Consider the following 26184-nt stretch of genomic DNA (forward strand, 5'->3'; position numbering starts at 1 on the left):
AAACATCTTCTAAAGTATTATAAGTAGAATTGAAAAAACTGTTCTAATAGTATTAATGGAGATACAATGACAATTTTATGAAGCAAATAAAGAAATTACAAGAAAAGATTGAATTAAAATCAATACAATCTTCTTCAATTCTGTTGATTATTCTGATCGTTATTTGCTTTACATCTTTGATATTGTCAATAATTCTATATTTATATCTGATAGAGTCCTCAAAACAAATAGAGAATATATCAATTGACTATGTCAAACTAAATTCGATAAGCACGATTACATATCTAAAAGAGATAATTCAAAATAAGGTTCAGGTAGTCTCTTCAAATCTAAATATACTGAGCAGCCTTGTCCTAACAAAACAGCAAGACTTGTTAGCAATTCCTAACTTTGAAGCGGCTCAGTCTACTACCGATGACCTCACAGAAGGATATGGTTGGATAGATGAAAACGGAATGGGTATATGGTCAACCGCATTTTCTGGAAACAAGACTACTTTTCAACAATATGCCAACTTGAATGTTTCAGAACGACCCTATTTTAAGGTTCCAAAAGAAACTTACAAACCATATGTATCAGAGGCTTTCACCACTACAAACTTTAATCAGGTCCCAAGGATTGTTATAGCATATCCTATTTTATCTCCAAAAGCTAGTGCAATAACGACAACGACAAATACTACAGATGTCAATCAAAGTACTGCTCAAAAACTTCTCGCTACCCGGGAAAACATAAGCAGTGTTACTAATATTACTAATATAAAAAATTTCACGGGCTTTGAAATTCCAATAATACTACGTAACCTTCCATCTGATTTTCTAAAGGATAATTACGAGTTCAGGGGAATAGTTACGGCATCTATCAACTCTGCTGCACTTGATGATTATATTGATAATGCTCTATATACTAGAAACAACTTTAATACGACAGGTACCGACAATGGTAGGATCACTGTTGCATTAGACAATAAAAGCATTAACTCTGAAACCAATCTTAATTTTGACGACACTCAATATATAGAATACTCAAACATTATACGATCTCCATCTTTCTTTTTTACACCCTCCTTATCCTCTTCTTCGGCTTATGAAAATTTGTCATCAACTCTAAAGCCAAATATCCTGCTTACAGACACTAACGGGGTAATACTATTTTCTAGTGATGAAAGGATTAAGGTAGGCTCAAACAATACATCCCCAGAAAATTTAGTTCTGATAGAAAAAGGATATGATCCAACTACGGCAGATTTTTTGACATCTGTCCTTCAGAACATCACGAATAATAAGGAAAAAAGTTATAATGGAAATCTAGAACTAATTAACAATCAAGGAAACAAAATTATTGTAAATCTCGAACCAATATTGTTTAATGGTAAACACATGTTTTATTTGATTACAAATACTAAATTTTTACTTGGTGAAACGGCAAATAACTTGATATCTAATCAAATAGTTTTCACGTTTCTTTTTATAGCGTGTTTATTATTTATGGTATTTAGTTTTATTGCTATAATTCTAGCAATTAATAAGAAACTCAAGCATGAAGTCAACAATAAAACAAATCAACTCCTTCAAAATGTCAAAGATCTAAAATTATCAAATGAAAAATTGATACAAAGCGAAAACATGGAAAGAGAATTTGTTAATACTGCAGCCCACGAACTAAGAACTCCCACTCAGGCTGTTTTAGGTTATTCAGAACTAGATGATGAATTATTTGATGATATTTTTAAGAATAGTAATATTAAAGCAGATCCAGAATTGGAAAGACAAATCAAGCAACTCCATCAACACCATGAAAGGATATCTAAAAATGCTTCTAGATTGGATAACCTAGTAAATAATTTACTAGATGTTGCCAGACTTGAGTCAAGTAGCGATAGTAGAAGTCTTCTTATAACACTACACAAAGAAAAAATAGATCTAGTCAAAGAAATAAATGAAATCGTAAACCAGCAATTAGATAAAAAAATCAATGATAAAAATCTTAAGATAAATTTCATAAATAACACATTAGGCGAACATTGTTGGGTATTCGTAGACAGGTCAAGATTAAATCAGATTCTAAATAATTTGATGGACAATGCTATAAAATTTTCTAAAAATGATGGCAACATAGACATTATAATAAGAGAAGACAGCACTGGTTTACCAGAACTAAACAATCAACAAAGTAATAATTTAAATGGAAATGATGCAGCGGGTGCATCAAAAGATTCTAAAATAAACGAAAGAAACGAAATTTATGTAGGAATCTCTGATACCGGTAAAGGCATTTCTTCGACTATATTACCCAGACTATTTGGTAAATTTGTGACAAATTCAGATTATGGAACTGGACTTGGACTCTATATCACCAAAAAATTAGTAGAGGCTCATGGTGGAAGAATTTGGGCATATAATAATAACGACGGATTGGGTTCTACCTTCGTATTTAGTATACCGATATTTGATGATACGACAGAAAATAATTAAGTTATGAATCAAGAATTATTTACCCCAATAATTCACTAATCAGTTGTAACCATCTTAGCGGTAAGTTAACAAGATTTTTCTTCGTAGAAATATAAAAAAAAGTCAAGATCACTTTCATCAAAATTCACGAAATAATTTGTGCGATATCCAATGAATATGATTATTTACTTATTTAGATTAAGGAGATTTATTATTCGCATGATTATATGACAGACAAGATTATACCCATTTTAGGGTAACACCCGACCCGGCCCATATAGATTTTGTAAGTTTTTGTTATATTTATCGATATTATTTGAATGTTGTAGGTTCATAGTTGTATTATTTCGATTTTCCAGGGATCGATGAGACTTAAGTAAATTAGTATACTCTTTTTGTGTTACAGTATACTGTTTTTCTAGACTAGGAGAATAATGAATATTGCAAGTCTTACAGTATAGTCCAATCTTCTTAAATCACTCCTTGCAACCGACTCTTATATAGGTCGAGTTAAGACATTTGTGACAGTTTAAGCACCTAGTCGATTAGATTAAAGATTATCAAATTAAGATAAAAGGATTATTGATTATCAAAAATGAAAAAAATGGAGTTTAGATACAGTTAGCAGTGTAGTTTCTCTCTGAGAACTTTTGTTTGCTCACTAACCAATTTGTTTAGAATGTCACAATAATTGTTACCATTCTCCTTGCCCTTGGGGGAAACCGTATACGTAGCATCTACAATACTTCCCCGAGGAGGTATATGACATGTAGCCTGTATTGGTCCGCTCGCTACGGCATAGCAATCATTTCGGCCTGAAGCTGGATTGTTAAATAAGAACTGTACCTTCCCATATTGACCAACATCAACAAAAACATACCCCTCTCTCAGTACCAGGGAAAGGCCAGCCTTTACCTCTCGTCACCCAAAAGAGGTTCCCATCGTCATCTAATTTAGGTTTAGCAGTCCATAATCCCTCTTCCAGGTACCCCAAACATTAGAAAAGGGGCCAGCAGTTGAAGTTGCTTTAGCACTAATGATTGTATCTGCTTCTTCAACTAGCGCAGGAACCAGAAATATCACCACTATTACAAATACAACTGAGATAACCGTGAATTGGGTAGTCCTTTTTTGTATAATTTCTAAAACATCAGTATTATTCATACAATTCTACTTCGAATTGTCAATATAACAATGACTATTAATTATACGGCTAGATAATCCTGCATATCAATCCTTGGCTATTTCATGTTTTCAAGATTAATCAAAGAGTCAGCTGGTTCAATCCATTATTTATTACAAAAAAGTACGAAGTGCTGGATTTGAACCCGCTCTTTGCTTTGAAATAAAGTTCAAATCCCGAAAATAGCGGAGAGAGAACCCGCAGTCCCTCTCATTTTAAAGACCTTTTTTGGTTACATTTGGATTTAGATAAGGAAGATACAGATCGGATATTGATATTCAAAAGACGGTAAGTTCTTTTTTATCAAAGTTGAATTCATAGTTATGATTGTCTCAAACCTTACCGAAGACAATCAAAAATCCGCGTTAAGAAATATGTAACTTTTATTCTAAGAATCATGGTCTCTTTATATATTACAGGTTTATTGCTATTGTTAATGCTTCTAATTAAATTTAAGCGAGAGCCTTTGATAGTTTTAGGTATATTTCTAGGTACATTCTTAATTTTATCAGCATATTTATCGTCGTTTGATTCATCTCTGTTTCATGATGCTTTGGCCCAATCTGATGTTCAAACTGTCAAATATAGAAATCTCACACTTGATCTTGATAATGGAGTAACGACAAACGCTCAGTTAGCTTATCCCGCAATAGGTAAAGGACCATTTCCGGCTGTTCTCCTTGTTCCTGGAGCAGGACCAGCTGATATGAACTACACCGCAGGCGAGAACGCTAAACTATTTTGGCAAATAGGACAATTTTTATCAGAAAGAGGGTTTGTCGTTCTTAAATATGACAAGAGGGCAATAGGTGAAAATAATACAATTATTAACCATAATTTATGGGGAAATATGACATACAATGATCTAAAACAAGATGCACAGAAAGCTGTAAATGTTCTAAAGCAACAACCCGAAGTAGATATCACAAAGATAAGCTTGATCGGGCATAGTGAGGGAGGTGAAATTGTTACAAGACTAGCGACAGATAATTCAACAACTAAATTTGACAATATTGTGCTTATGGCCCCAAGAATTGAGACTCCAAAAGATCAGGCATACTACGGATTCGTTGAATTTCCACTTGAATATGCTAAGATAGTATTAGATAAAAATCATAATGGATCCTTTTCATTGCAGGAAGCATTGCAAGACCAATTATTCCAAAGCATGGTAGGTGGTAATGCTAGTTTGATTCTTACTCCGAGTATTACTGATGATACTAGTACTAAACTTTTAAAATCAATATCTAATCCTAATAAAGACAGAAATATAAATATCGTTACTGAATTCAAACCTCTTCTTGAGAAGAAATTTGAAAAGGCATTTGAGGGATCAAAATGCGAAAATCCTATGGCAGGACCGTGTCCAATCTATCTACGTTCAATTAGTATTTTAGATTCTACTCTAAGTATCATAGGTAATGTACCCTCATCTACTGGCATTCTAATACTCCATGGACAAAATGATTCGGGTAGTAGAGTTCAACAAGCATTTCTCCTACAGCAAAAGTTATTTGAATTAAATCACCCTGATCATACGCTTATAACGTACCCAGACTTAGGACACCTTTTCTATCCGTCAACCCGGTGGACAACAGAAAGTGGACCCATACCCGAACATGTCCTAGCAGATTTATATTCATGGTTGGAATCTCATTCTAAATAACAAATAGAAAACAGGATTAGTCGAGAATAGTTTCTTCTTGAACCTTAGATTGTATTAAGAGGCAATTATTCACCTTTTTTGATTATTGTTGTTCAAATGTAAATTGTAACCAAAGTGAAACATGACTATTGATACATGGTGTTTTTAAACACATCAGGATAGTCAAGGTTAACATTAGCTCCCAGCAATGTTCCAGTCGGGTTTTGCATCTCTAGATTTCCACGGTCCTTTTGCAAGACCCGATGTTCTACCAAATCTCATCTAACAATTCAGGATTTCTCGAATATTTAATGAGTATCCATTTTGCGAATATAAAACGTGCACGTGTTTTGATCAATGCCCCGATTACCAACAGTCAAAATAACTCTAATCTCTTTTGCAGTATCTGAAATGAACTGTAGGAATCCCCAACGTCGTTTAGGTCAAAGAAATAATATTAGTCATCAAATTGATATACAGTCATGAATATAATTGAAAGTGAATCTTCGTTTTTGGTAGAAGCAAGAACTTGTGGATGTAAAGAAAGAGGAAAAAGTGTTTCATATCATTTTATTGAATCTGCACACAGTCTTTGTTTAGGGAAAGGCGAGCTGTTGTTAGCTCAAATTCAAGCTTGTGAAAGATTGCTGAAATATATAAAGGATGAAGAAGAGATTACAGCACTAAAAGATGAGACAGCCAAATTGAAGTTAGTATTAGACTTGATACGATACTAAATAACAAACATAATATAGTTAATTAACCGTTGGCTAATATTGACCTTATCTATAGGAAAGATTGGACAGTATAAATTCAGATAATCTATCTATGTTATATCAGATAGTTAAAGTACAATTAAGCTAGAACTACGAATTCATCCATAGGGTGTTTATGTAGATAGGCGTGTTTAAATGTGCAGGAGTAGAAATCAAAACAGATAGAGCATATGATAGTCGCTTTATTTTTACACCCATATGAAGAACAGTATGCTAGTTTGCTGCTCTTGTTACTCATGGTTCCTGCCAAAACAAATGTGAGATCTGCAATTTCACTTTTGATAACTGATGCTTCTGTGTCATCCTTAGTATCCTTTAATAGTATTCCACATGCCTGGATTTGTGCCAGGTACTATTTCCCTGTTATCAAGACATAGGCTATGAGATGATTCTATAAAATTATAAGAAATGCTTTTCGGTTTAGTATTACACCCGCAGATCTTGGCTTCTACCAGGATTTGAATTTCAGACTCGATCAAGTTCAAATAGTTAATTCTCCCTTTTTCTTCTTCTTTTAAGACTTCGAATCAAGCATAACTGTGTCGATGATTGTTTTGCGGTCATCAAATACATACATGAGTTTCAGTTATTCACTATATTTAAGAAGGAGGAATCATTGGCAATAAATAGATACAAAAGTAGAAAATAATTACAAAGTTATTATTCTAGCAAAATTGTACTTTAACTATTGAAAATGGCTAAAATCATCAAGAATGATGAAAAAGACCATCATATTAGGGCGAGCGAAAGTATTACGCTACGATTTGACAAGGCGATACTTAATGAATTACGTGATGAATCGGAACAGAAGATGGAAAGTGTCAATACCCTGCTAAACCAGATAGTAAAATCATATATTAAATGGCACAAGCCGGCCAAGATTGCGGGGTTAATTTATGTCAATAAGTTCCTTTATAGAGATATTGTGGAACAACTTCCTGATGCAACGGTAAACACGATTGCAGATAACTATGCTCGACATTACTTCATGGATACTATCGCGATGTTTGACGGTAATTCATCTGTTTTCTTTTATATAGACTATTTGCTAACGTGGCTCAAAATATCAGGCTTCAATTACCGACTGGATGATGAAAAAACGGATCATGTGACTATAAAGATTCAGCTTGACCTGGGTCTCAAGTTTAGTAAATATATCTCCACCAAGATAACGAACATACTCAAAACTTTAAAACAAACTGATGTAAAAGTGGAATGTACAGATCATATTGTGATAGTACAAATTTCTATATCTTAATTGTTATTTATTTTCGATATCTTATTTATAACCCACCGGGTATTCTCAAATCAGTAATTTTCTCAACTCCTCCAACACCGGCCCTATCTTTTTTGTAATCGTTTCATTAAAGTCAGGTCTGTAATAATGATTGACGAAATAGCTGAACTACTAATCCTTCCTTGAAGCAAATCAATAATTTCTGGTTTTATTCCTTTGTTTCTCAGGTAAGTAGCAAAGACTTTGCGACAGAAGTAAATGTTCATTTCAACATTCTCCCTTTTCAAAAGTCCTTTTTATTGTTGTTATTTCATACTCATATCCATATCCATATTTTTTGTAATACTATTACTACCAAAATTAGGAGCAGGAGTTGTCATTCTATTATCTGACAGATGATTTTTAGACATTAGGTTACTATTATTAAAATCATTAATCGATATAATTCCGAATGTGGTCGTCAATCCTATTACAATGAAAATGATTCCCGCTATCTTTGAAACATAGATTCCTTTGGACCATACTTTTTCTGCAAATATTATTCCAGCAAACAGCCCCATCCATAGAATATTCATCCACCCGATTGCAACCATCAATAGAAAGTATGGCCAGCAGCATCCAAGACAATATAGTCCATGATATATACCCATTTTAATAGCACCATCCGTCCCACTTTTCCACCGCCTCATAAAAAAGCTTAAAGGAGATTCACAATATCTAATACATGATCTCTTCAAAGGAGTAAATTGATAAGCGCCGGAAATAAGCAATAAAATTCCATAAACAATATCTGTTTGTTTTTTTTCAATTCCCATAACAGTCCATACGTGCATGGGTATTGAACAAACCAATAGAAGCAGTACTCCGATTGCTGTCCATACTATAATATAACATCCTGTAAATATTGATATTTTGATGACATATGGCGTGATGAAAAAGGTCCTTCTATTCCATATCGCGTTCATCTTAATGTAACATTTTGAAGCAAATGATGTTTGAACATCATTTTCTTTTTTGATTGTGTTTCTGCCACCATTAACATTACCATTATCGAGTTCGTTGTTTTTAATTAACCTACCATAGAATAGAATCATAGGAGAGATGGATGGTCTGCTCGCCTACCAAGACATCAGAAGAATTGGTTATGAATTTTACTGGTTTAAGCTTATCTATTGAAACATTCTCTACAAGTAGAACTGCAATGTCAGAATGAGGATCAGAGCCTATTATTTTTGCATCATATATAGTACCATCACTAAATTCAACCTGTTGCACATGTGTATTAGTAACGACACCAAGACTAGTCATTATGTGACCTTTTGTATCATATACAAATCCAGTTCCTGTAGCTCCTGTATTATTAGTAAAAATATCAGTAGAATTTCCTATACTAGTGGCGTTTGCATTGGAATTATTATTATCAGGTAATTCATCTGTAATTGAGACCACGGATTCTTTTAATTTAGTATATAAGGATGTAAGATCAAAATTAGGGACTGATGAGTTAGATGCAGTTATTCGATTCCCTGATAGTGTTGTCATGTTATCGGACTGAATAGTATTATTGTATGAATTTGGAGAAGAAATCAAGTCTTGTTGTTGTGCCATAACGGTGTTTGTTAATGATACTAATAACAATGAAAATACAATCATCATCGCATTAAAAACGAATATATTTATTCTTTTCCCAGTAAGCATGTTCGACAATTAAGTTGCAATTATTTAAGAGTTCTGAACAGAAAAAGTATGTCAAGATAATACTTCAAAAATGCTTTTGACCAGTACAAGTATTACTGGTCAAACTATGACAATATCATGCTAGACAGTCGTAAGAATATATCTTTAACTGGTTCTCTCCAAATACTCTTTTTTTTGATTGATTTAAGGTCATCTTCCAAGGCTAGAATTAAGTTTTAGCAAATGACAATTGTCTAGAAATCGAATCAAACTTTATGTCATATTTTTTTCCAAACGGCTGGCACCACAACAAACGTATCTGAAAGTAGCAAAATTTTCAATGTTAACTTAGGTATAAACCGTGAATACAAGAATCGGGTTCATATTTCAACCTATTATCGATCAAGTTTTGTTTGATAAGACCCACTATTGTGCGGTATGGGTTTTAATTTCCATTCAGTTGTTCGTTACAACCTTAGATTGAATTCAACCTTGAAACGCATTCTCTCGTGTGTATTCAACCACAGAAATAATTTTCAAAATTTTCTGAACTGAAAAGAAAATCATTAAAACATGATATCTTTGACACCAATTAACGATCAAATTTCAGGTTTTGGTCGTAATCTGTAAATGATTTTGTGAGTTTATTGTATATGTCGGAATTACATTGTAATATTGATTTGTAGGGTTATGAAAACAGTTTTTCTCAATCCAAAATATCCGATTTCGCTGATTTATCCGATTAGATTTGTTATTTCCAACCTTGTTAATTTCGAGCTTTTGTGACTTATTAGATATATATTCCAAAAGAGAATTTCAATTGATTATCTATGTATTAACTATTTATAGCTGCCAAATCAAAAATGAATCAAAACTTGTTTTGCTTCTATCAGTGAAAAGTACATTTAGTTAGTTACCAGTTATGAATATAGCAATTCATTTTATAGCATTAGATAACAATCCTTGGCCCCAGACTAAAATCGAACTCTTTTAAGTCATTTGTTATAAATGTAATCAAAATTTACTATTGACTAAAGGGTCAAGATAACTGTCCAAAAACTGAAATAAAAAAAAGATTATTTGTAGTTATTTAACTTCCACTACCTCCTTCACTACCAGAGTCTCCGCCGTCTTCACTACCAGAGTCTCCGCCGTCTTCACTACCAGAGTCTCCGCCGTCTTCACTACCAGAGTCTCCGCCGTCTTCACTACCAGAGTCTCCGCCGTCTTCACTACCAGAGTCTCCGCCGTTGTTTACACCAGTGTCTTCGCTTCCAGCCACTCCTTCGTTAGGAACAAATGTAGTTTCATCGTCAGTAACAGCTTGGTTAGCATTGCCATACGGCATTTCCCCAACAAAGTTACCTGGAGGGTTATAACGACAGACTAGAAAGTTCATTTGATCAGTACTAGTAAACCCACAACCAATCTCTTTGGTGTTCTGCCAGACCATTGCTGTGTAATGGCCAGCTGGATTATTACCTGACGGTATTGGCTGACCGTTGTAATCTGATTTTTCATCAGCCCAGCCCTGGACATGGGTGGCTATCGATGTACCTGGACTTCCCCCAGCCAAGTTCTCGTTGCTTGCTCCATGAGGTGTCTGATCGCATTGCTGGGCATTACAGACGAGCCCCATCGTGGACAGCTGGTTAGCATAATCTTGGGATTGAGTTGCGAGAATGTTACTCCAAGTAAGAGGCGGACTATTCACTTCTTTTCTTTCATCGTTGTGCATGCTCAAGATGGTGTTTTGGTCGCTTTGGCTGATCTGGGCTTGAGAGATCTGCAACATCGTAGACGGCACTGTCAAAATTACTGTCATGATTAGAATTATAGTAATTTTTACTGATATTTTCTTATTCATAATTCGTAAGTAGTTTTTTACTAGATTAGCTTATTAACTAATCGATTAGTATAAATAACAGTATTAAATAATGAATGCTTTTTTGGCCATCCCTTTTTAGAAACCAATTCCTTCCATAATTCCCACATTATCTCCTTTTTTATGACTATCGGAAACAGAACATGTTCAGAATCCATTTTCTTAAGAACAAAAACGTATTTTTCAGATCTATTTGGTATTATGACCAATTAAATATTGTCCTGATTTGTGAACGAATTGACTAAGCGATACCAATAGAAATAACGATGTTACTATAGTTGTCTTTTATTCATGTGGTAAGTCTAAATGAAATTGTTTTACAACAATGTGCAGACCTAATAAGAAACTAAAATGGGTTTAGATTTTTCATCTGTATTCAAGCTAAGTCGAATCAATAAGATTCCTTCAAGGATGTACAATAGGAACAGTAAGATTGTACAATCTCTTATGTTTAGATGCTTAGAAATGACATTGTAACTAAGGATGCAAAAAAAATTCAATTTGAATATTACTTGCTAGTTAAAGACAAAATCACTGGTAATTTGATAGGGATTATTGACGCAAAATACGATATCTGGGATATTGATATGAAAAAAAATAACTGTTTCATATCGCATATCTAGACCAAAGATAACTGTTTTTACATCAATACTGATTGCTTATAACCTGGCTCTATAGTCCTCATTGCTCCATTAATTTACCTAGATATAGTGTTTAAACTTCTATGTGCGCTTTTACATCTATTTGATTTGTTTGTTTGATGAGGAATCGTTTTTTAGGACAATTTACGTTCTGTTGTCTTTAAGGTATTATAGGAATAAAACAATGAATTTACGAGCTAATTAATGACCATATCCTTAGCAAAGGTAAAACAGAAACCCAAAAAATTTTGATTCTAAGGAATAAGTGTTATCTCATAATAGTATGTTAGAATAGGGATTGAAGGTATATATTACATAATGGTTTACGATTAAATTTAAAACAAATAGGAAATCTTATAAAATAGATTTAGATGAATAATGTATGTCTAATACAAGACTTAATCATTTATTATATTTGATGCCTTTATTTATGACTGCTGTTCTTCTAGTCATCCCATTTCAGGTTCAAGCACAACCTACTTCACCTGAGGATACATGCTTTCCTGTTGAACCCGGTGCAGGGACATTAATGTGTACAGAGGGCCCTGCAAGTGGTGATCCGGAGGCAAACTCAACATCTACTAAAAAGGGGGCCACTTCTAACACATCCGAAGATACATGCTTTCCTGTTGAACCCGGTGCAGGGACATTAATGTGTACAGAGGGCCCTGCAAGTGGTGATCCGGAGGCAAACTCAACATCCTAAATTTTGGTCCAATCAGAATATTAGGATATTTTTATAGGTATTTCAGATTTTATTTTGATTGTGACGTTTAAGCTTTCTGAGATACCAATAAATAAATTATGATAATCTAACTAGACCAATGATATAACACCGTATAGACCCACCACTATTCAAAGGAAGGTCTATGATACCTCTGACAAGGAGTACAGGATATAAACAAATTCCCTTCCTTTATCCTTTAATCCAGAGAAATTGCAAGGGAATGCTAAGTCCTGAATAAAATAGGAATAATGAAATCCTTGAAATGACTATACAATCTGAAAGAATAGGTTATAAGATAAGGTATGACGATTTGAAATCTATATTTAACATTTGACCAATACTGTAAGAGAATTATTAAATGAGAAGAAGCAGCCTTAGTCATTGTTCATTTTCAACATTCAAATAAATCCCTCCTGACGATAATTGTTACAAATTTCATTTCAACAGCTCTTTTGGCGTCTAAATTATTACATTATCATTTAGCTTATTACAATCAAATCATTCGAACTAAATGAATACTAAAATACTTTTTTATTAATCTCAGCTGGAATAATTCTTTCTTACTAACTCTACAAAAAATATTTACACCTTTTTACGACTTATTATTTTTGAAATTTTTTTAAGGTAGAACCCGAATGTTTTCTAAAGATAACGAAATTATCCATAGCATCTACGAACCATTCCAGAATTGGGTTAAAGGTAGAATCATATCATGCTTTCTGGTGCCTGATTATATACTTCAGGATTTATCCCATTCCTTATGATTCAGCTTCAGATTCCGAAAAATTTTGAATCGGTTTATCCAAATTTCGAGGTGCCTCTACTAGATCTGCGGGTTGAACATCATTTGACTTTGGAGATACTTCTCTGCAATTGTATTTTTGTTCTGTTTGAAGGTCTACATTACATTCCATGCATTTTAAAGCGTTATTTGAACTATCACAACATATCTCTTTATTTTTATCATTGTCATATGTGCAATCAAAAAGAGCTTTTTCACCCGGGAATGCAGCAAAAATCTCCATTTGAACTGAGGAACTTGACAAAAGTATGACCAAAAAAACTATTATACCCAATGTCACAAAAATTTTTGAATTAAAATCATTAAGTTTACTCATACAATGACTTCTAAAGCAAAAATATAAACATTTGTCAATTACCATGTCTAATGAATAGGATATAAACAGGTCGCAAGATATTTATCGCTCTCTAGGGACAAAGGTCAAGATTATTTAGTATTGATTTGCAAAACAACTCGATTTATGCCATAAAAGTAAATTTGGTAGAATTATCAAAATTGTTACTAACTTCATAGTCACATTTGATTTTAGTTATGTATACTTAATATTGAGATGAATTAGATTATTAGGGTAAGCATTCGAATTAGAATCCAGATTTCATAAATATGTTATCAGTTTGACCTTAACCATTTGTAAAGTAAATCCATACCACTTTTTAGATTGTTTTGACTATTCGTTGCACATCAGAACCCCGTTACTACCAGGACCTTAATCCCACAGAACAGACCTGTTACTAACTATTTAAAAGTATGATTTTTGTAGATTAAGCACAGGATTTTCACTAACAAAAAGAAAACAGATCTTCATATTTTGATGTATTTTCAGAATGATATATGATATTAAAAATATGAAATAAGTCATATTAATATTTACAAAAAATAGTGCAGTATTGTAAGCAATCCTCTCAAACTAACGGTCCTATATTATAGTAAGGTGTTTGTCCCGAGACGTTGCCCGGCGGGTTATAGCGACATACTAGAAAGTCCATTTGACCACTACTAACGAACCCGCAGTCAATCTCTTTGGTGTTCTTCCATACCATAGCAGTGTAATGGCCGATACCTGGACCGGATCGTTGTCCTGCATTATATTTCATATTTTCGTCAGCCCACAATTGGGCAAGTTCCTCTGGTGAATAGAGATCCGCGACCCCAGACGCAATGTTCTCGTTTTTAGCACCGTGGGGAGTAGTATCGCATACAGGCTTGGGTGGTACTAGCTCGGCTCGCGCGGGATCGCATAAGAGCCCGAGCGTCGTCAAAAGATGAACACAACTCTGGGAGTCAGATGCAAGACTGCTGCTCCACGTTAACGGCGTAACTCCAACGGCAGCACGCTCATCCTTATTTATATTAAGCATGGCGTTTTTGAGATCCGTATTTGACTATGCGTACGAAAGCTGCACCATCGACGATAACACTGTCAAGAGCGTTGTCATAACAAGAATCAATGTAATTCTTTAGATATTTTTTGATACATAACTCGTAATTGATTCATGATAATTTCTTATTTATTTTTCGATCAGCAAGTATTAAGAAGAAATTTGTATAGATCTGTATGACAAGATTGTCCGATCCTGAAACCAAAGAAAGACTTGGAAGTAACAAAATAGATAAATGTTTGATTCAAGATGTAATTTAACTTCCGAACTGGATATCTACAAATGGAACATAAAGATATATTTAAATAAATAAAAATGAAGCTTTGGTTTTGAGGTTCCTCTCTGACTCATTATGAGCATGGTAACCATTAATTCTACAATCAACAAAATTAGATTCTTTATAGTACTCTATCATTACCTCCTTAGAATCAACAAGAATCTGACCTGACCGTTGGCCTTGGCAGCCATGATCAATCCAGGAAAAATAATTTCCTGACCACAGAAATGAGGTAGAATAAAATAGATATTTCCAGTGTGTGTCGTAACCTCATCAGAAGACAATAATATGGGTAACTATATCTTAAAAAATAGGTATTTGGTTACAGGTATGGAGAGGCTCATTTTCTTTTCCTAGTTTCTTTAGAATGTTCGCTACTTAACATCCGATATCTACATCTATATCAGTTCGGTAGGTTTTTTGTGGTTTAGATGACTAATCTTATTGAATAAATATGAAACTTGGATGTCAGATAGGTGATTGTCAGGGCAACACCATGATATAGTCAACTAATTAGTAGAAAGTCTAAAATTGGGTTATACTTGTCTTAATTATGGTGTATTAGGATAGTAATAACTTGGTATGGATCCTATGTTAAAAATTGGATGTCCATACCCATATTAGCCATAGCAATTATTTTCATTATACTCTCCACAATACAATCCATACATGCTTTAACCGTTAACAATATTGATCCTACGAAACTCCAATTATCTAATGCACAGAAATCAATATCGCTAAATGAGATGAATATAAGTAAAATTATTCTATATAGTATAGTAATTATAATTTTGGTTGTTACCAGACTCAAATGGGCCAAACATGGAAGAAAAGTAACGAAGCCGAAAATTATAATTGAGTCTATTTTCTTTTTAGCAATAGGTTCTATTGTTATCTTCGATTCATTTTATAACGTTGGTATTCCAATTTTATACATTGTTCCTTATTTGGTTGTGTTTTTTGGTTTACAGCATTATTCATATTTTCATTCAAATAAGTTAATTTCGTTCTGGACAGACTCAAAGACTAGTGCTATTTATGTAAAGGGCGGAACACATATACATCTTGCGTATGTGATAGGAACAGCATCTCGTATTATTATATCTGTTTTGTTTATTGGCAGTTTGTTTACGCCAAGCCGACGAGGGATAATCTACATTGATAGTTCGACAACAGTACTTGCTACTATAGTATTTGATTTGCTATTAATGATTTCTCTTGGCTTGCTAATAGGAATAAATAGGAGAATACTTATTCGATATAATTTAATTAACACAGGGAAAGAAAAAATTTCTGAAAAGTAGAGATATGATTGTACAAAAACTTAGCAATTTAGGATTTTCAACCCATGGATTAAACATTTCAAAAACACCGATAACTTCCTCCTTTCTTCGTTCCTGTATATAGGTGGTAATACCATATTCTTCCCTCATGTAAATATTGTCTTGGTATCAATTACAAAGGACCGATAAAGAAGTTCGAGTGTAATGAACAAGTTCTGATATTTTACGATCCTGATGGTATGGAGATAGAAATAGTTGTCCATAAGGATGCAGAGTTAAGAAAGGATCATATCTGGGAAAAGGTGCCAATCCCTAAAGAATATACCCCTAGGGGATTTTTTCGGCTACACTTTCTTTAGAAGGATATGAACGAACTGTGGACTTTTAACTACAATCAATGGTTTCTCAAAAGGGAAACATAAAGGAAATAGATTATGATTTGAAATCGAAAATAAAGAAAAAAACTAGATGGTCCTTACAGTACCAAACAAAAAAAGAAAATTGGATCCTTTAGATTCTTTGTCCACTGTTGATTTTCCTACTCCAGGTATACCAGTCAAACTAATTATAAATCGGCTCGTTATGCCAAATATACCTATTTTTGAAGGTTATTTTGATATCATGTATTGACAAGTTTGATTTGGAACATTACAAGAAATTTTTGAAATGAAACTAAACCTCTACCCTTAACCTTTAACACCTTTTGCATCACAAAGGTTTTTGCCTTGTTACTACTCGTTATGTGGATGGATGGTGGATTGTATTCGATCTTGAATCGTGTTCCCACGGGTTCGAACCAGAGTATATAAAAAAATTAGAAATAGTATTGAGTTGTTGATTACAGGCAAATATGACTTGTATTCAACCCGGTCTATTGAATATGCTGTCTAATTCTAGTATGGGAATGTGGAGGAAAATCCCTGGCGTGAAGTTAACACTAATAAAATTTACTCAATAATCCTATTCTCTCGTATTCTTTTTTCCTCTTCGGCCATTCCCTCATCCGTAATGCTAAATTCGTTACCATTTGATATTTCTACCAACTTGGAGTCATTCCATAATTTAATCAAGTCTACTTTCAAATATGCTTGATCTAATGAAGATACTCTATCCTCTAATTCTTGTATAGGGACTTTTTCTTGTCGCTCTCTTTTTTTTAGATATAGATGTGCTAATATAATACTCCTAACTTTTCGCTCTGCCTCTTCATCGGATTCAAAACTCGATATATTATTCATACTATTGAAATACTAAAGTTGTTTAAATCCTTACATGATTGACTAGAATACATGATCGGGTTTGTTAATTTCAATTTCCAGTGCTTCTTGCATACTAGATGCGTATATTTATCTGCTAGTAATACTTAATCATTCAATCAACCAAAAACTATCCCGTTAATAATATGAATCCGACCCGGCCCATTGAAAATTTGTCTTTATTCTTGAATTCGTCGGATAGTCCACTGGATGAAATTAAGTTTGGAAAAGATTCTAGTGAAATGGTCAGACATGGATTTTAAAGTAGACTTTGAGTAAAATAGCAATGAATTTTATCAGTGTGAAAGTGAATCTCGATGTCCATTGTCTTTGAACTATTAATTCTAAATAAATAAGATGTAATTCCATTTTTTGAAATATATTATGATTCAACACAAGAGAAAGCATAAGATTTTGTGTAAATTATGGGCATATGCGGTCTTCATTAGTGGAGTACCATCTAGAAAACATAGATCTAGTACTCTCTGAAATGTAACTAGATGTATTAGTTTATCAGTGAATTAGACGTTTACTAATCAGATATTTCTCGAGTAAAATTAGAACTCTATTTATGTGAAAGGAACCTCTAAATTTTTTCTAGAAACTAAAGCATCATTTACCCAGGTATTCGATTTTATATTCTGATGCAAGCTATTAGCAACTTTAACATAAATAACAGGTAAATAAGGTGAAAACACTTCGATTATCAGGAGTAGCAATAGAAAACATATAAAAAACAAAAAGTAATATCCTTAAAAGCTTACTGCTACAACAATAAAGTATGTTTGAATATTATAAATAAAAAAGAACAGGAGATAAAAGTTATTGAACTCCATTAACAAGGTAAAACAGTAAGAGAAATAGCTAAAATAGTGCACATGTCATTTGGTACTATTGGTTCAATCATAAAAAAATTTAACCAATAAGAAAAGCACTAGAACGATATAAAGAATTCTACTATATCTGAAGAAACTAAAGCCATGCAACTTTTCCTTAGTGGAAAAACACCAATCGAAGTAAAGATAGAATTAGATATGACTACCGAAGAAGTGGAAAGACTTTATAAAGACTATCGGAAATTATTAGGACTCTATAAACTCTATAATTATTATATAAATGAAATAAAGGAGGATCTTCCATCATTTCTAAAACTGTTTAAAGAAGTAAAGGATTTGTGGATAACAAATGAAGATATAATATCATCATTAAGATACATACATCAGCTACCATGGTTAGCAATAATTTCTAAAAAAATGTAAAACGAAGTTAAGAATTTAACGAGTATGAAAGATGCCCATATCTGTGAGATAAACGAATTAAATAACAGTAAGAAGAAGTCGCAAATCCTTTTGAATAGACTTCATGATGATATCCAAAAACTATCGTCAGAAATTAATCTAAAACAGGCTCATTTGGGAATCTTAGATGAATCATTTGATGATCTACTATATAGTGCAGATTTCTCAAATGCTAAGGATCATAAAATAGACTGTAACTACCCTTTTAGATGACAAGAGGGATTTATTAATTGCTGCAATTGTTACTGTAATCCAAGGCATGCAAGTTGATCCACACAAAGGTTCTTAATTAGTAACCTTGACACTAACTTGGTTGGTAATGATGATCATAGTTTTATCACCTCAAATACTTTAGGTAATGATTTAGAGATCAAAAAGGTAGAAAATTATCTTATTACCTATGATTCACCGATCCTTGATTTGGCAAATATACTATATGATAAAATCTTAAAAATAGTTCAAAATCAGATCTTTTTTAAATCTAGATCATTCACAGATTAAGACGACGCTAATTACTTCCTAGGATTCTTATTACAAGCCGCCCGATATGAACAACATACTAAAGTCTGATTCGATGGGAATGCGTCTACTGGACCTAAATAATCATACCTTATTAATGCTGGTGTGGTACTATAGTTGATGAATATTATTGAAAATGAAATACCATATCTAGTAGAGGCAAGAACATGCGGTTGTCCTGAAAAGGGAAAAAGTGTTTCATATCATTTCATCGAGTCTTCTCATAACCTTTGTCTAAACAAAGGTGAATTGATGCTAGGTCAGATTCAAGCCTGTGAAAGATTATTGAAATATTCTAAAGATGATAATGAAGCCCTAGCATTAAAGGATGAAATGACCAAATTGAGATTGGCGTTGGATTTGATAAGATATTAGGTTGCAAGCACTTATTTTGAATTTAGGATGAGTATCGCTGTTCTCGACAGATATAGTAATATTCTTAAACTTGATTACCAAAACTAAAATCATACTTTGATAGCACGGCAATCAAATAGTACATATTTTCAAATCGACAATATGATTTCCTCTCATAATATAGGGCTAAATTGAGTCAAATTCTATAAAATATTCACATACTAATTATCTATGTAAAATGACACATGACGTAGAAAAACATATATACTAAATTTGGAATAATCCAAATTCAAATATCATGATACTGTTAATCTACTATATTTCTTAAATTTAGTTGTGAATTCCCGTTTGCGATACAGGATTCGGTAATAACTTTCATATCAATTTGGGTTGGACGAGGCTTTTTTCTCAATTACTGTGACTTGATGTAGAGTCATCTGACCTGTATGATTTAAACTCGGTCCATTCCATATCAAGGACTAGATTATTGTTAACTTCCCTGGCTTTTGATATCGGAACATCAAATCTTTGATCATAATCTCCAAATATCGTTATCTGGGTATCTGTTATCCCCATCATAAAGCCCACGAAGTCTTCATTCAATAAACTTACTTTTTTGTTAAACAGAGAGCTAGGAAACCTATCTATAGCAGATTCGCCTGTTTCATTGTTGAAATGCTCCTCTGCATTACTTAAATTTCTAGATACCAAAATATCATTTCTATCTAACAAGTACCTTTTTAATTCGTCATTGCCGGTTATCTGCATTATTTAGTTATCAATTACCTTATCGAATTTTTGAAATAAGACATCTGAGATTTTATTGTTTAATACAATATCCACTTGTTTATTTTTCATTTTTCTTGGCTGCAATAGCCTTATGGAGAGAATGTAAAGACATCATTATACGATTAGAATTTTTCTCGTTCGTCATATCATATATATACATTTCGTATCTATTAAGTATGTCATGATGAATATCGTTGATAGATTGCTTTAATCGTTTCTATAAATCGAAATATAGTAGATTTCAACCCGTTCTAAATGATAATGAACAAATATTATTCAGGTTATCAAAAATGGAAATTATATCATTTTTTGGACAATATTTGTAAATTAAAGGAATTAAGATTTATTAAAACTTCAAGCATCTTACTTGGCCGGCTCCCTTGGATGTGATTAACATTTGTATTAAATCCCTCTAAAAAGTTGAGCTTATAATATATTCTTTCAATTATTTTTCAGATATCAAAATTTTCGTATGCATCATTAATCATGACGAGTTTTGTTAAATTAGTTCTTCCGAATATATCTATTATTCGCAAATTCTCTTGCTTTTTCTATGATACTATGATAAGTTACTATTTGTTGAATTGCCATGCATATTATAAAAGGTACTGTAAATATTATAGCCATGAGAAAAGATAGATATCCCAGAAAATTCATTAGAGTTACCTATATCCCTTTATTTTTATCCAGACTATTTTGCTTTTTTTTATCATGTTCGGAGCCTATATCATTGTCAGTAACTTTTACTTTGTTAAAAACTGCTTTAGTTCCGGCTTTCACCTTAATTCCTGTTTCATCTAAAGTGCTCTCATATATATCACGAAGTCTTTCATATTCATAGTACTTGTTGATAATATCGACAATATATTCACCGTGGTATTCCATATCTTTATCATATTGATTCCCAGACATTGCAGATCAGATTGTATAACATCTTATAAATATTCAATACTACTGTTACCAATTATTTTTGCGAGAATAAATTATTATAAAAGTAATATTGAACTAATATCTAAGGTTGTAATTGATTGTTAATGTTTTATAGTGTCGTTTGGAGCGGTTTTCTTACTACCTTTATTATTCGAGGAGTAATACTTATTTACATTATCTTTTTCTTTTTACGATCATCTGCTTTGCTAGCAATATTATTTTTAGATCTATTTCTTCTTATAAGAACAATATATTTTGAAATAAGCTGAATCTCTTCTTTGAATCCAGTATATTTCCAACAGTATTAGTTAACAAGAGTTGATATAACAAACCAAATAATACTATTTACTATTACAGTAACTAAAAATCCATAAAAATAAGCCATAATTGTTCCAGTCATTGTACCTCCTATGAGATAAGGCATTTGACGTTTTAATACGGATTTTACTAAACTATCCAAAACGACTTCTACTCATTCCTAATTGTATAACATAGTTTATAGTCAGGTGTAAGGTGATTGATAGATTATTAGATTTAATACAATTATTCGAGGATAACGAGTTTAATCAATTCTTAGTTATAATAGATGACTTCCCCAATACTGTATTATAATTATAATTAATATACAATCATTACATTCAATATCTAAATTAAAGGGCCGATAATCTCTTGAAGACCACCAGGTAAACAAAATGATTATCCATTCCATATTATTACTATTAGGATCTCTATGTGGGTGAGAATGATTTGATTGATTAGCATCCTAAACTTTTTGTAACAAGACCTTAAAAGAGTTTTCAAAAATTTAATAGAATTAAAAAATTAGGGTAAATGATCTTTTATAATTTCTTTATCAAGTTCTTTAGATATGCATCCAAGCCAGGTGAAAATTCTTGTGAAGTTACAATAACTATTATTCCCCAGAACTACTGAAAACAAAACCATGAAAGGTTTCATTCACAATAAACTAGATGGTACCATTTATCACACTATAGAGACCCATTTTGAAACCTTATTCCTTTTAAAAAATGTGTTTATCTTAATATGAAAAAGAAAGGATTAAATTGAAATCAAAAAGATTAGAAGTCAAAAATAGAGATAAAAATATTGAATTGTATTCCTTAATTTACTCAGCGTGTCTTGGATCTAAATAGGTGCTGTTGAATTGTCAGTACCTGATGTCATATTTCCGCTTGTCATATTTGTGGAACCTGTATCCATCGTTGTTGAACCCATTTCACTCTCAGCAGTCGTTTGACCTCGAGCTATTGTTGCGGATGTAAAAGTGCCCGCCATCAAAGAAGCTGTTGCAAGAATACTAGCGATTGCAAATAAGTAGATCTTATTCATACGATTTTACGGTATAATTTATACCGTTTATTTTTTGTCTAAAATGATGCTATATTTTTAATATACTTATATTATATAGTATATTGGGTCGAAAGATCTCATCTATTCAATAAATAACATGATATTGCATTATTATGCCGCACCCGTACAACTATTGCATTGGGTCATCAGATGAAACATTATGAATAATTTAGAATCCTATCATGTGATCACAATGCATTCCTTCTCCCTTTACAAATTTTATCATGGAGGATGATCCTGTGATAATGTAAGTGTGAATCAATCTTATGGTCATCGATCAACATGACAAGACTAATTGCTAAATTTTTTAACAGGATTATGAATATAATAACCCGGATTGAAGAACTTGTCAAATGTGAATATCTCGACACTGTTTAATTTCATAATTATGATACTCTTAAAGGTATTCAATTAAACCTTGATTTTGCTGAGCTTTATAAACAAATTTGCCATAATGTTATTATGGATTGATATGAACAAGATTAAACGTAAAAATAAGAAAAAGAATCCATATAGAAGTAGCGTAAATAGAACTTATGAAATGGTTTCCCTAGGTCTTCAGAGTGAGTTATTATGGCTGATGACTTATCAACCCTTTAACAAATTTGCAATTAACAATTGCAAATCAAGAATAAGGAGTTTAAAGAGTATGAAAAAAGCTTATAATCTATATACAGATTTTGGAGAGGTATTCTCTAATTATCCATAATGGTCAATTCCTAACCCAAATGTCTCAGTAGGGAGTTTAAATAATTTTCTCGTGAATCTTTGAGCTACAATTTGATTTTGTACCCTGGTTTACTATGGTTCGACAAATTCTAATCCCTTTTTAATTGCTTTACTGTAATTGTATATCTGGGCCAATAATTATCAGTATTATTGATCGGAGAGAAACTATCTTGTTTTGTTAATAGTTGGAGTTATAGATGAATCAAATGTAACAAATTATCTAAAAGTTTTCAATAATCATATTATAGTATCGATATGCATATCCAATATCTAGGAGTTTTTGAAAAATATTTGCAAATGTATCTTGAAAATGATATATCTGAAGTTGTATGTCCAAAATGCAATAAAAACAATGATAATTTAGAGGTTTTGCGAATGCATGTTTTTACACAAAGTAACTTTGGTAAACATCCGTATTATGATATCATATGTAGTAGTTGTCATAAAGTATTCACCTCACAAGTGTATCTTTCCATCGACGAGGTATAAATTAGGTCGGTTTCGAAATATATCTCGCACACCGATTTGGATTTTAGAAAGATTAATGATCTTGATTTAGAATAGAAACTGACCTTCGCCAAAACGAGAAATTTGGATTTAGAACGTGATCCTCATATTATTAACAGATTTAGTTAAACTGAACAAACGCTTAATTGATTTGACTTTCTTCCGACCCATGAGATAATGATCTCCTTACAAGAAAGTCATAATAATTGATAAATAGAGTAAAGAATTCGTATAATTATCAGATCTTACTATTACCACCTACGGCTTTTTTTTGGAACATAGTCGAAGTATGCGAGGCCCCAATTTCTCCAAATTTACTGGCTATTGAATTACATCAGAGATTTTGATCTCCTTAAAGTCGATACTATGCGATATATCCCCTTTGCAATATCCTGTAATCAAAAGAATTTTTACTTGGGAATTGTATTTTCTTATCTCCTTAGATAATTCCACCTCATTCAATTCATCCATAGACAAATCCAAAAGTATCAAGCAGTATCTCCTTGAATATTTTTTGAAGTGATCAAGAAATAACAACGGTTGAGTAAAAGAGATCGTATCAAAACCAGATCTTGCAAGATACAAACTAAGAAGGCGTGCTATATCCCATTCGTCCTACACTATCATTACAGATAAGGGCACGGACATACTCTAGCTTGCTATAAAAAGTATTTAATCACTATAAAGTCATTTAGTCAATTATCTATAAAATTCTGTTTATTATCATGATTTTTAGCGTCATTATAGGAATAAAAATATAAGACCATTACAAAAACAAGTTTATTCAAGCAATTATAAACAGAAAGTACTCATAGTCATATTACGGTCATCAGTGATCCTTTATTAGTAATATCGATAACTTAACCAGGAACAAAATAGCATTATAATCTGATATTGAAATTAGAATTTAATACCCTGACAATTAAAGACACATTCAGAACATTCAATGGTGTATAAGGGCATCTATGATCATCTATAGGGATTTTAAATTTCTAATGTAATCTTCAAAAGAAATAGGAAATCTCCACCAAATATAGAACTTTATCACTATTTGTACTTTCTTAGTTTGTCGACTAGAAACGTTGCCAAAGCAATGTCATTTTTATGCAGTCAAAAGAAGGCCACGTTATGATTTCGAATTGGATTCAAAAGTAAAGACCTCAAAGGACTACATATATGTAAAAATAATGGTAACCATTACAATAGCAGTCATTATGATGAAATTGATATATCAGAAATATGAATGAGTAGTTTATCACTATTTCTCAAGGATGAATATATTCTATGATATTTGAACCATCGTAGGTGTCGAAGGTATCCGGGTTTAAACTATCTAAACTAACCAATTCCTTATGAAGGAGAGAAAGGCGAGAATACACCTATTTTATAATTTCAAAATTTACCATGGCCTGTAAATGTTTTAGAGCATGATCATAACATAAATATTCAGAACAAATGGTACATCTGCAGATAGAATTTGAAAGACAAGCAATGGAATCACAGTATTTGTTACCATTCTTCTTGTATACATCTTTTAGTATCGATATTGTTTTAGTCCTTCATATGTGTCGCGATGATGCATAATTATTTAATTTTAACATATCAATCACGAAAGTATCATAAAAGTTCTATAAAAGTATTGGTATGAGGCTCATTTGAATATTGTGATTATGTTAAGGGATGTTAAATCTATTTGAATTTTAGATTAATTAGACAGACATAAGAGTATATATTAAAGGTTAGGTAGGCATTAATAAGATTTATATTTACCAATAAATGGTAATTCATTCATTTAAGTCTACTCATCGTGAAATCTTAGTCATCGATAGCGAGAAATTATATTTTTTTACAATGTAAATAATAGATTACCTGTACTTAGGGACTGAAGTCATAAATTATTTTGCCAGAAATCTACATTGAGTAATAAATTTTTGAATTAAATCCTTTATAGCATGATTTTCTTGGATGTTTTTCTCTCCGGCTGTTACAGTTTCCCCTAGTTTGTCATCAACTAATTGCAAATTCAAATACCAATACTTAATCATGATAACATTGTATCAATAGAATAGTATCTTTTGGAGATGCTATATTTCCATCTCTTAGAGCATAGGACACATTTGCATTGCAATTAGATTATTATCTTAAAGTTTGTGTGTAAAATCACACATTATCAGTCTGATTTACTAGTCATATCGTCTAGTTGGTCTAATAAGCTACTCACTATATCTAACTCAGATTCTGCCTCAATGAGTTTTCCATCATTTAGTGCATCCCTAGCATCATTTACATGTTGTTGTACTTCATCTAGGCAAATGGGGGGACAATATGATACGCTAGCTGAGGTACTCGAAAAAGCATTTGTTACGACGCCAACACTTGATAATAAGGCAGTGGTTATTACAGCTAAAAAGACAAATGAATATTTATTCATTGAAATCATATTACTCTAGCAAATTTATGCCTTGA

Annotated in this window: 24 protein-coding genes; 10 read left to right on the plus strand and 14 right to left on the minus strand. The window is 32.4% G+C overall.

The window, feature by feature from the left end:
• Nucleotides 1-77: 77 nt before the first annotated feature.
• Nucleotides 78-2474, plus strand: coding sequence for a cache domain-containing sensor histidine kinase (locus tag AAGU22_RS11370; RefSeq protein ID WP_458719222.1), 2397 nt, complete (start codon nt 78-80; stop codon nt 2472-2474).
• Nucleotides 2475-3401: 927 nt separating this feature from the next.
• Here AAGU22_RS11370 and AAGU22_RS11375 read toward each other — a convergent pair.
• Nucleotides 3402-3617: a hypothetical protein gene (locus tag AAGU22_RS11375; protein WP_458719223.1), complete on the minus strand. Its 216-nt coding sequence runs from the start codon at nt 3615-3617 to the stop codon at nt 3402-3404.
• Between the two features lie 455 nt (nt 3618-4072).
• Between AAGU22_RS11375 and AAGU22_RS11380 the strand changes: the two genes are divergently transcribed.
• Both AAGU22_RS11380 and AAGU22_RS11385 read left to right on the plus strand, forming a co-directional pair.
• Nucleotides 4073-5302, plus strand: coding sequence for an alpha/beta hydrolase family protein (locus tag AAGU22_RS11380; protein ID WP_458719224.1), 1230 nt, complete (start codon nt 4073-4075; stop codon nt 5300-5302).
• Nucleotides 5303-5763: 461 nt separating this feature from the next.
• The gene (locus AAGU22_RS11385; RefSeq protein ID WP_458719225.1) at nt 5764-6018 is read left to right on the plus strand and encodes a hypothetical protein; all 255 of its coding nucleotides are present in this window, start codon (nt 5764-5766) and stop codon (nt 6016-6018) included.
• Between the two features lie 344 nt (nt 6019-6362).
• On the opposite strand, the gene AAGU22_RS11390 is transcribed toward AAGU22_RS11385, so the two are convergent.
• Nucleotides 6363-6542, minus strand: coding sequence for a hypothetical protein (locus tag AAGU22_RS11390; RefSeq protein ID WP_458719226.1), 180 nt, complete (start codon nt 6540-6542; stop codon nt 6363-6365).
• A 209-nt stretch (nt 6543-6751) separates the two neighbouring features.
• Here AAGU22_RS11390 and AAGU22_RS11395 point away from each other — a divergent pair, with 209 nt between their 5' ends.
• Nucleotides 6752-7315: a hypothetical protein gene (locus AAGU22_RS11395; RefSeq protein ID WP_458719227.1), complete on the plus strand. Its 564-nt coding sequence runs from the start codon at nt 6752-6754 to the stop codon at nt 7313-7315.
• Between the two features lie 83 nt (nt 7316-7398).
• Here AAGU22_RS11395 and AAGU22_RS11400 read toward each other — a convergent pair whose 3' ends face one another.
• From AAGU22_RS11400 to AAGU22_RS11415, 4 genes are all read right to left on the minus strand, one after another.
• Complete coding sequence (locus AAGU22_RS11400) at nt 7399-7560, minus strand: hypothetical protein (RefSeq protein WP_458719228.1); 162 nt, start codon at nt 7558-7560, stop codon at nt 7399-7401.
• Nucleotides 7561-7599: 39 nt separating this feature from the next.
• Nucleotides 7600-8388, minus strand: coding sequence for a DUF2182 domain-containing protein (locus tag AAGU22_RS11405; RefSeq protein WP_458719229.1), 789 nt, complete (start codon nt 8386-8388; stop codon nt 7600-7602).
• Nucleotides 8369-8992: a trypsin-like peptidase domain-containing protein gene (locus AAGU22_RS11410; RefSeq protein WP_458719230.1), complete on the minus strand. Its 624-nt coding sequence runs from the start codon at nt 8990-8992 to the stop codon at nt 8369-8371. Before AAGU22_RS11410 ends, AAGU22_RS11405 begins: the two co-directional genes overlap by 20 nt.
• A 1069-nt stretch (nt 8993-10061) precedes the next feature.
• Entirely contained in the window at nt 10062-10838 is a 777-nt protein-coding gene (locus AAGU22_RS11415; RefSeq protein ID WP_458719231.1) for a CAP domain-containing protein, read from the minus strand.
• A gap of 1041 nt (nt 10839-11879) precedes the next feature.
• Between AAGU22_RS11415 and AAGU22_RS11420 the strand changes: the two genes are divergently transcribed.
• Nucleotides 11880-12203, plus strand: a complete 324-nt coding sequence (locus AAGU22_RS11420) for a hypothetical protein (RefSeq protein ID WP_458719232.1) — start codon at nt 11880-11882, stop codon at nt 12201-12203.
• Nucleotides 12204-12982: 779 nt separating this feature from the next.
• Here AAGU22_RS11420 and AAGU22_RS11425 read toward each other — a convergent pair.
• Together AAGU22_RS11425 and AAGU22_RS11430 are read right to left on the minus strand one after the other, a co-directional pair.
• Nucleotides 12983-13342 carry a hypothetical protein gene (locus tag AAGU22_RS11425; RefSeq protein ID WP_458719233.1) on the minus strand — a complete coding sequence of 120 codons (360 nt, stop codon included), beginning with the start codon at nt 13340-13342 and terminating at the stop codon, nt 12983-12985.
• Between the two features lie 586 nt (nt 13343-13928).
• Nucleotides 13929-14384, minus strand: a complete 456-nt coding sequence (locus tag AAGU22_RS11430; protein ID WP_458719234.1) for a CAP domain-containing protein — start codon at nt 14382-14384, stop codon at nt 13929-13931.
• A 903-nt stretch (nt 14385-15287) separates the two neighbouring features.
• On the opposite strand from AAGU22_RS11430, the gene AAGU22_RS11435 reads away from it, so the two are divergent.
• Both AAGU22_RS11435 and AAGU22_RS11440 read left to right on the plus strand, forming a co-directional pair.
• On the plus strand, nt 15288-15986 hold the full coding sequence (locus tag AAGU22_RS11435) for a hypothetical protein (protein WP_458719235.1): 699 nt from the start codon (nt 15288-15290) through the stop codon (nt 15984-15986).
• 447 nt (nt 15987-16433) lie between these two features.
• Nucleotides 16434-16595: a hypothetical protein gene (locus AAGU22_RS11440; protein WP_458719236.1), complete on the plus strand. Its 162-nt coding sequence runs from the start codon at nt 16434-16436 to the stop codon at nt 16593-16595.
• Between the two features lie 317 nt (nt 16596-16912).
• Here AAGU22_RS11440 and AAGU22_RS11445 read toward each other — a convergent pair whose 3' ends face one another.
• Nucleotides 16913-17203, minus strand: a complete 291-nt coding sequence (locus AAGU22_RS11445; RefSeq protein WP_458719237.1) for a hypothetical protein — start codon at nt 17201-17203, stop codon at nt 16913-16915.
• Between the two features lie 998 nt (nt 17204-18201).
• On the opposite strand from AAGU22_RS11445, the gene AAGU22_RS11450 reads away from it, so the two are divergent.
• The 3 genes from AAGU22_RS11450 (at nt 18202) to AAGU22_RS11460 (ending at nt 19413) form a co-directional block, all read left to right on the plus strand.
• The gene (locus AAGU22_RS11450) at nt 18202-18480 is read left to right on the plus strand and encodes a hypothetical protein (RefSeq protein WP_458719238.1); all 279 of its coding nucleotides are present in this window, start codon (nt 18202-18204) and stop codon (nt 18478-18480) included.
• A 24-nt stretch (nt 18481-18504) separates the two neighbouring features.
• Complete coding sequence (locus tag AAGU22_RS11455) at nt 18505-18732, plus strand: hypothetical protein (RefSeq protein ID WP_458719239.1); 228 nt, start codon at nt 18505-18507, stop codon at nt 18730-18732.
• A 426-nt stretch (nt 18733-19158) separates the two neighbouring features.
• Nucleotides 19159-19413 (plus strand): hypothetical protein, encoded by a 255-nt coding sequence (locus AAGU22_RS11460; RefSeq protein WP_458719240.1) that lies wholly within the window; start codon nt 19159-19161, stop codon nt 19411-19413.
• Nucleotides 19414-19800: 387 nt separating this feature from the next.
• Here the strand turns inward: AAGU22_RS11460 and AAGU22_RS11465 are convergent, their stop codons facing one another.
• From AAGU22_RS11465 to AAGU22_RS11485, 5 genes are all read right to left on the minus strand, one after another.
• Complete coding sequence (locus AAGU22_RS11465; protein ID WP_458719241.1) at nt 19801-20160, minus strand: hypothetical protein; 360 nt, start codon at nt 20158-20160, stop codon at nt 19801-19803.
• Between the two features lie 687 nt (nt 20161-20847).
• Nucleotides 20848-21093 carry a hypothetical protein gene (locus AAGU22_RS11470; RefSeq protein ID WP_458719242.1) on the minus strand — a complete coding sequence of 82 codons (246 nt, stop codon included), beginning with the start codon at nt 21091-21093 and terminating at the stop codon, nt 20848-20850.
• Nucleotides 21094-22257: 1164 nt separating this feature from the next.
• On the minus strand, nt 22258-22461 hold the full coding sequence (locus tag AAGU22_RS11475) for a hypothetical protein (RefSeq protein ID WP_458719243.1): 204 nt from the start codon (nt 22459-22461) through the stop codon (nt 22258-22260).
• 1578 nt (nt 22462-24039) lie between these two features.
• Nucleotides 24040-24321 (minus strand): response regulator, encoded by a 282-nt coding sequence (locus AAGU22_RS11480; protein WP_458721782.1) that lies wholly within the window; start codon nt 24319-24321, stop codon nt 24040-24042.
• Between the two features lie 1567 nt (nt 24322-25888).
• Complete coding sequence (locus tag AAGU22_RS11485; RefSeq protein ID WP_458719244.1) at nt 25889-26149, minus strand: hypothetical protein; 261 nt, start codon at nt 26147-26149, stop codon at nt 25889-25891.
• Nucleotides 26150-26184: the final 35 nt, after the last annotated feature.

Source organism: Candidatus Nitrosocosmicus sp. R, assembly GCF_054408505.1.

Excerpts from the sequence above, each read along its gene's own strand:
- AAGU22_RS11430 (WP_458719234.1), bottom strand. The coding sequence starts at position 14,384 with ATGCTTAATATAAATAAGGATGAGCGTGCTGCCGTTGGAGTTACGCCG.
- AAGU22_RS11425 (WP_458719233.1), bottom strand. The coding sequence starts at position 13,342 with ATGAGTAAACTTAATGATTTTAATTCAAAAATTTTTGTGACATTGGGT.
- AAGU22_RS11470 (WP_458719242.1), bottom strand. The coding sequence starts at position 21,093 with ATGTCTGGGAATCAATATGATAAAGATATGGAATACCACGGTGAATAT.
- AAGU22_RS11370 (WP_458719222.1), top strand. The coding sequence starts at position 78 with ATGAAGCAAATAAAGAAATTACAAGAAAAGATTGAATTAAAATCAATA.
- AAGU22_RS11440 (WP_458719236.1), top strand. The coding sequence starts at position 16,434 with ATGGTCCTTACAGTACCAAACAAAAAAAGAAAATTGGATCCTTTAGAT.
- AAGU22_RS11455 (WP_458719239.1), top strand. The coding sequence starts at position 18,505 with ATGAAAGATGCCCATATCTGTGAGATAAACGAATTAAATAACAGTAAG.
- AAGU22_RS11395 (WP_458719227.1), top strand. The coding sequence starts at position 6,752 with ATGGCTAAAATCATCAAGAATGATGAAAAAGACCATCATATTAGGGCG.
- AAGU22_RS11385 (WP_458719225.1), top strand. The coding sequence starts at position 5,764 with ATGAATATAATTGAAAGTGAATCTTCGTTTTTGGTAGAAGCAAGAACT.
- AAGU22_RS11445 (WP_458719237.1), bottom strand. The coding sequence starts at position 17,203 with ATGAATAATATATCGAGTTTTGAATCCGATGAAGAGGCAGAGCGAAAA.
- AAGU22_RS11400 (WP_458719228.1), bottom strand. The coding sequence starts at position 7,560 with ATGAACATTTACTTCTGTCGCAAAGTCTTTGCTACTTACCTGAGAAAC.
- AAGU22_RS11465 (WP_458719241.1), bottom strand. The coding sequence starts at position 20,160 with ATGCAGATAACCGGCAATGACGAATTAAAAAGGTACTTGTTAGATAGA.
- AAGU22_RS11460 (WP_458719240.1), top strand. The coding sequence starts at position 19,159 with ATGAATATTATTGAAAATGAAATACCATATCTAGTAGAGGCAAGAACA.
- AAGU22_RS11405 (WP_458719229.1), bottom strand. The coding sequence starts at position 8,388 with ATGATTCTATTCTATGGTAGGTTAATTAAAAACAACGAACTCGATAAT.
- AAGU22_RS11410 (WP_458719230.1), bottom strand. The coding sequence starts at position 8,992 with ATGCTTACTGGGAAAAGAATAAATATATTCGTTTTTAATGCGATGATG.
- AAGU22_RS11485 (WP_458719244.1), bottom strand. The coding sequence starts at position 26,149 with ATGAATAAATATTCATTTGTCTTTTTAGCTGTAATAACCACTGCCTTA.
- AAGU22_RS11380 (WP_458719224.1), top strand. The coding sequence starts at position 4,073 with ATGCTTCTAATTAAATTTAAGCGAGAGCCTTTGATAGTTTTAGGTATA.
- AAGU22_RS11435 (WP_458719235.1), top strand. The coding sequence starts at position 15,288 with ATGTCCATACCCATATTAGCCATAGCAATTATTTTCATTATACTCTCC.
- AAGU22_RS11375 (WP_458719223.1), bottom strand. The coding sequence starts at position 3,617 with ATGAATAATACTGATGTTTTAGAAATTATACAAAAAAGGACTACCCAA.
- AAGU22_RS11475 (WP_458719243.1), bottom strand. The coding sequence starts at position 22,461 with ATGAATAAGATCTACTTATTTGCAATCGCTAGTATTCTTGCAACAGCT.
- AAGU22_RS11450 (WP_458719238.1), top strand. The coding sequence starts at position 18,202 with ATGCAACTTTTCCTTAGTGGAAAAACACCAATCGAAGTAAAGATAGAA.
- AAGU22_RS11420 (WP_458719232.1), top strand. The coding sequence starts at position 11,880 with ATGTCTAATACAAGACTTAATCATTTATTATATTTGATGCCTTTATTT.
- AAGU22_RS11415 (WP_458719231.1), bottom strand. The coding sequence starts at position 10,838 with ATGAATAAGAAAATATCAGTAAAAATTACTATAATTCTAATCATGACA.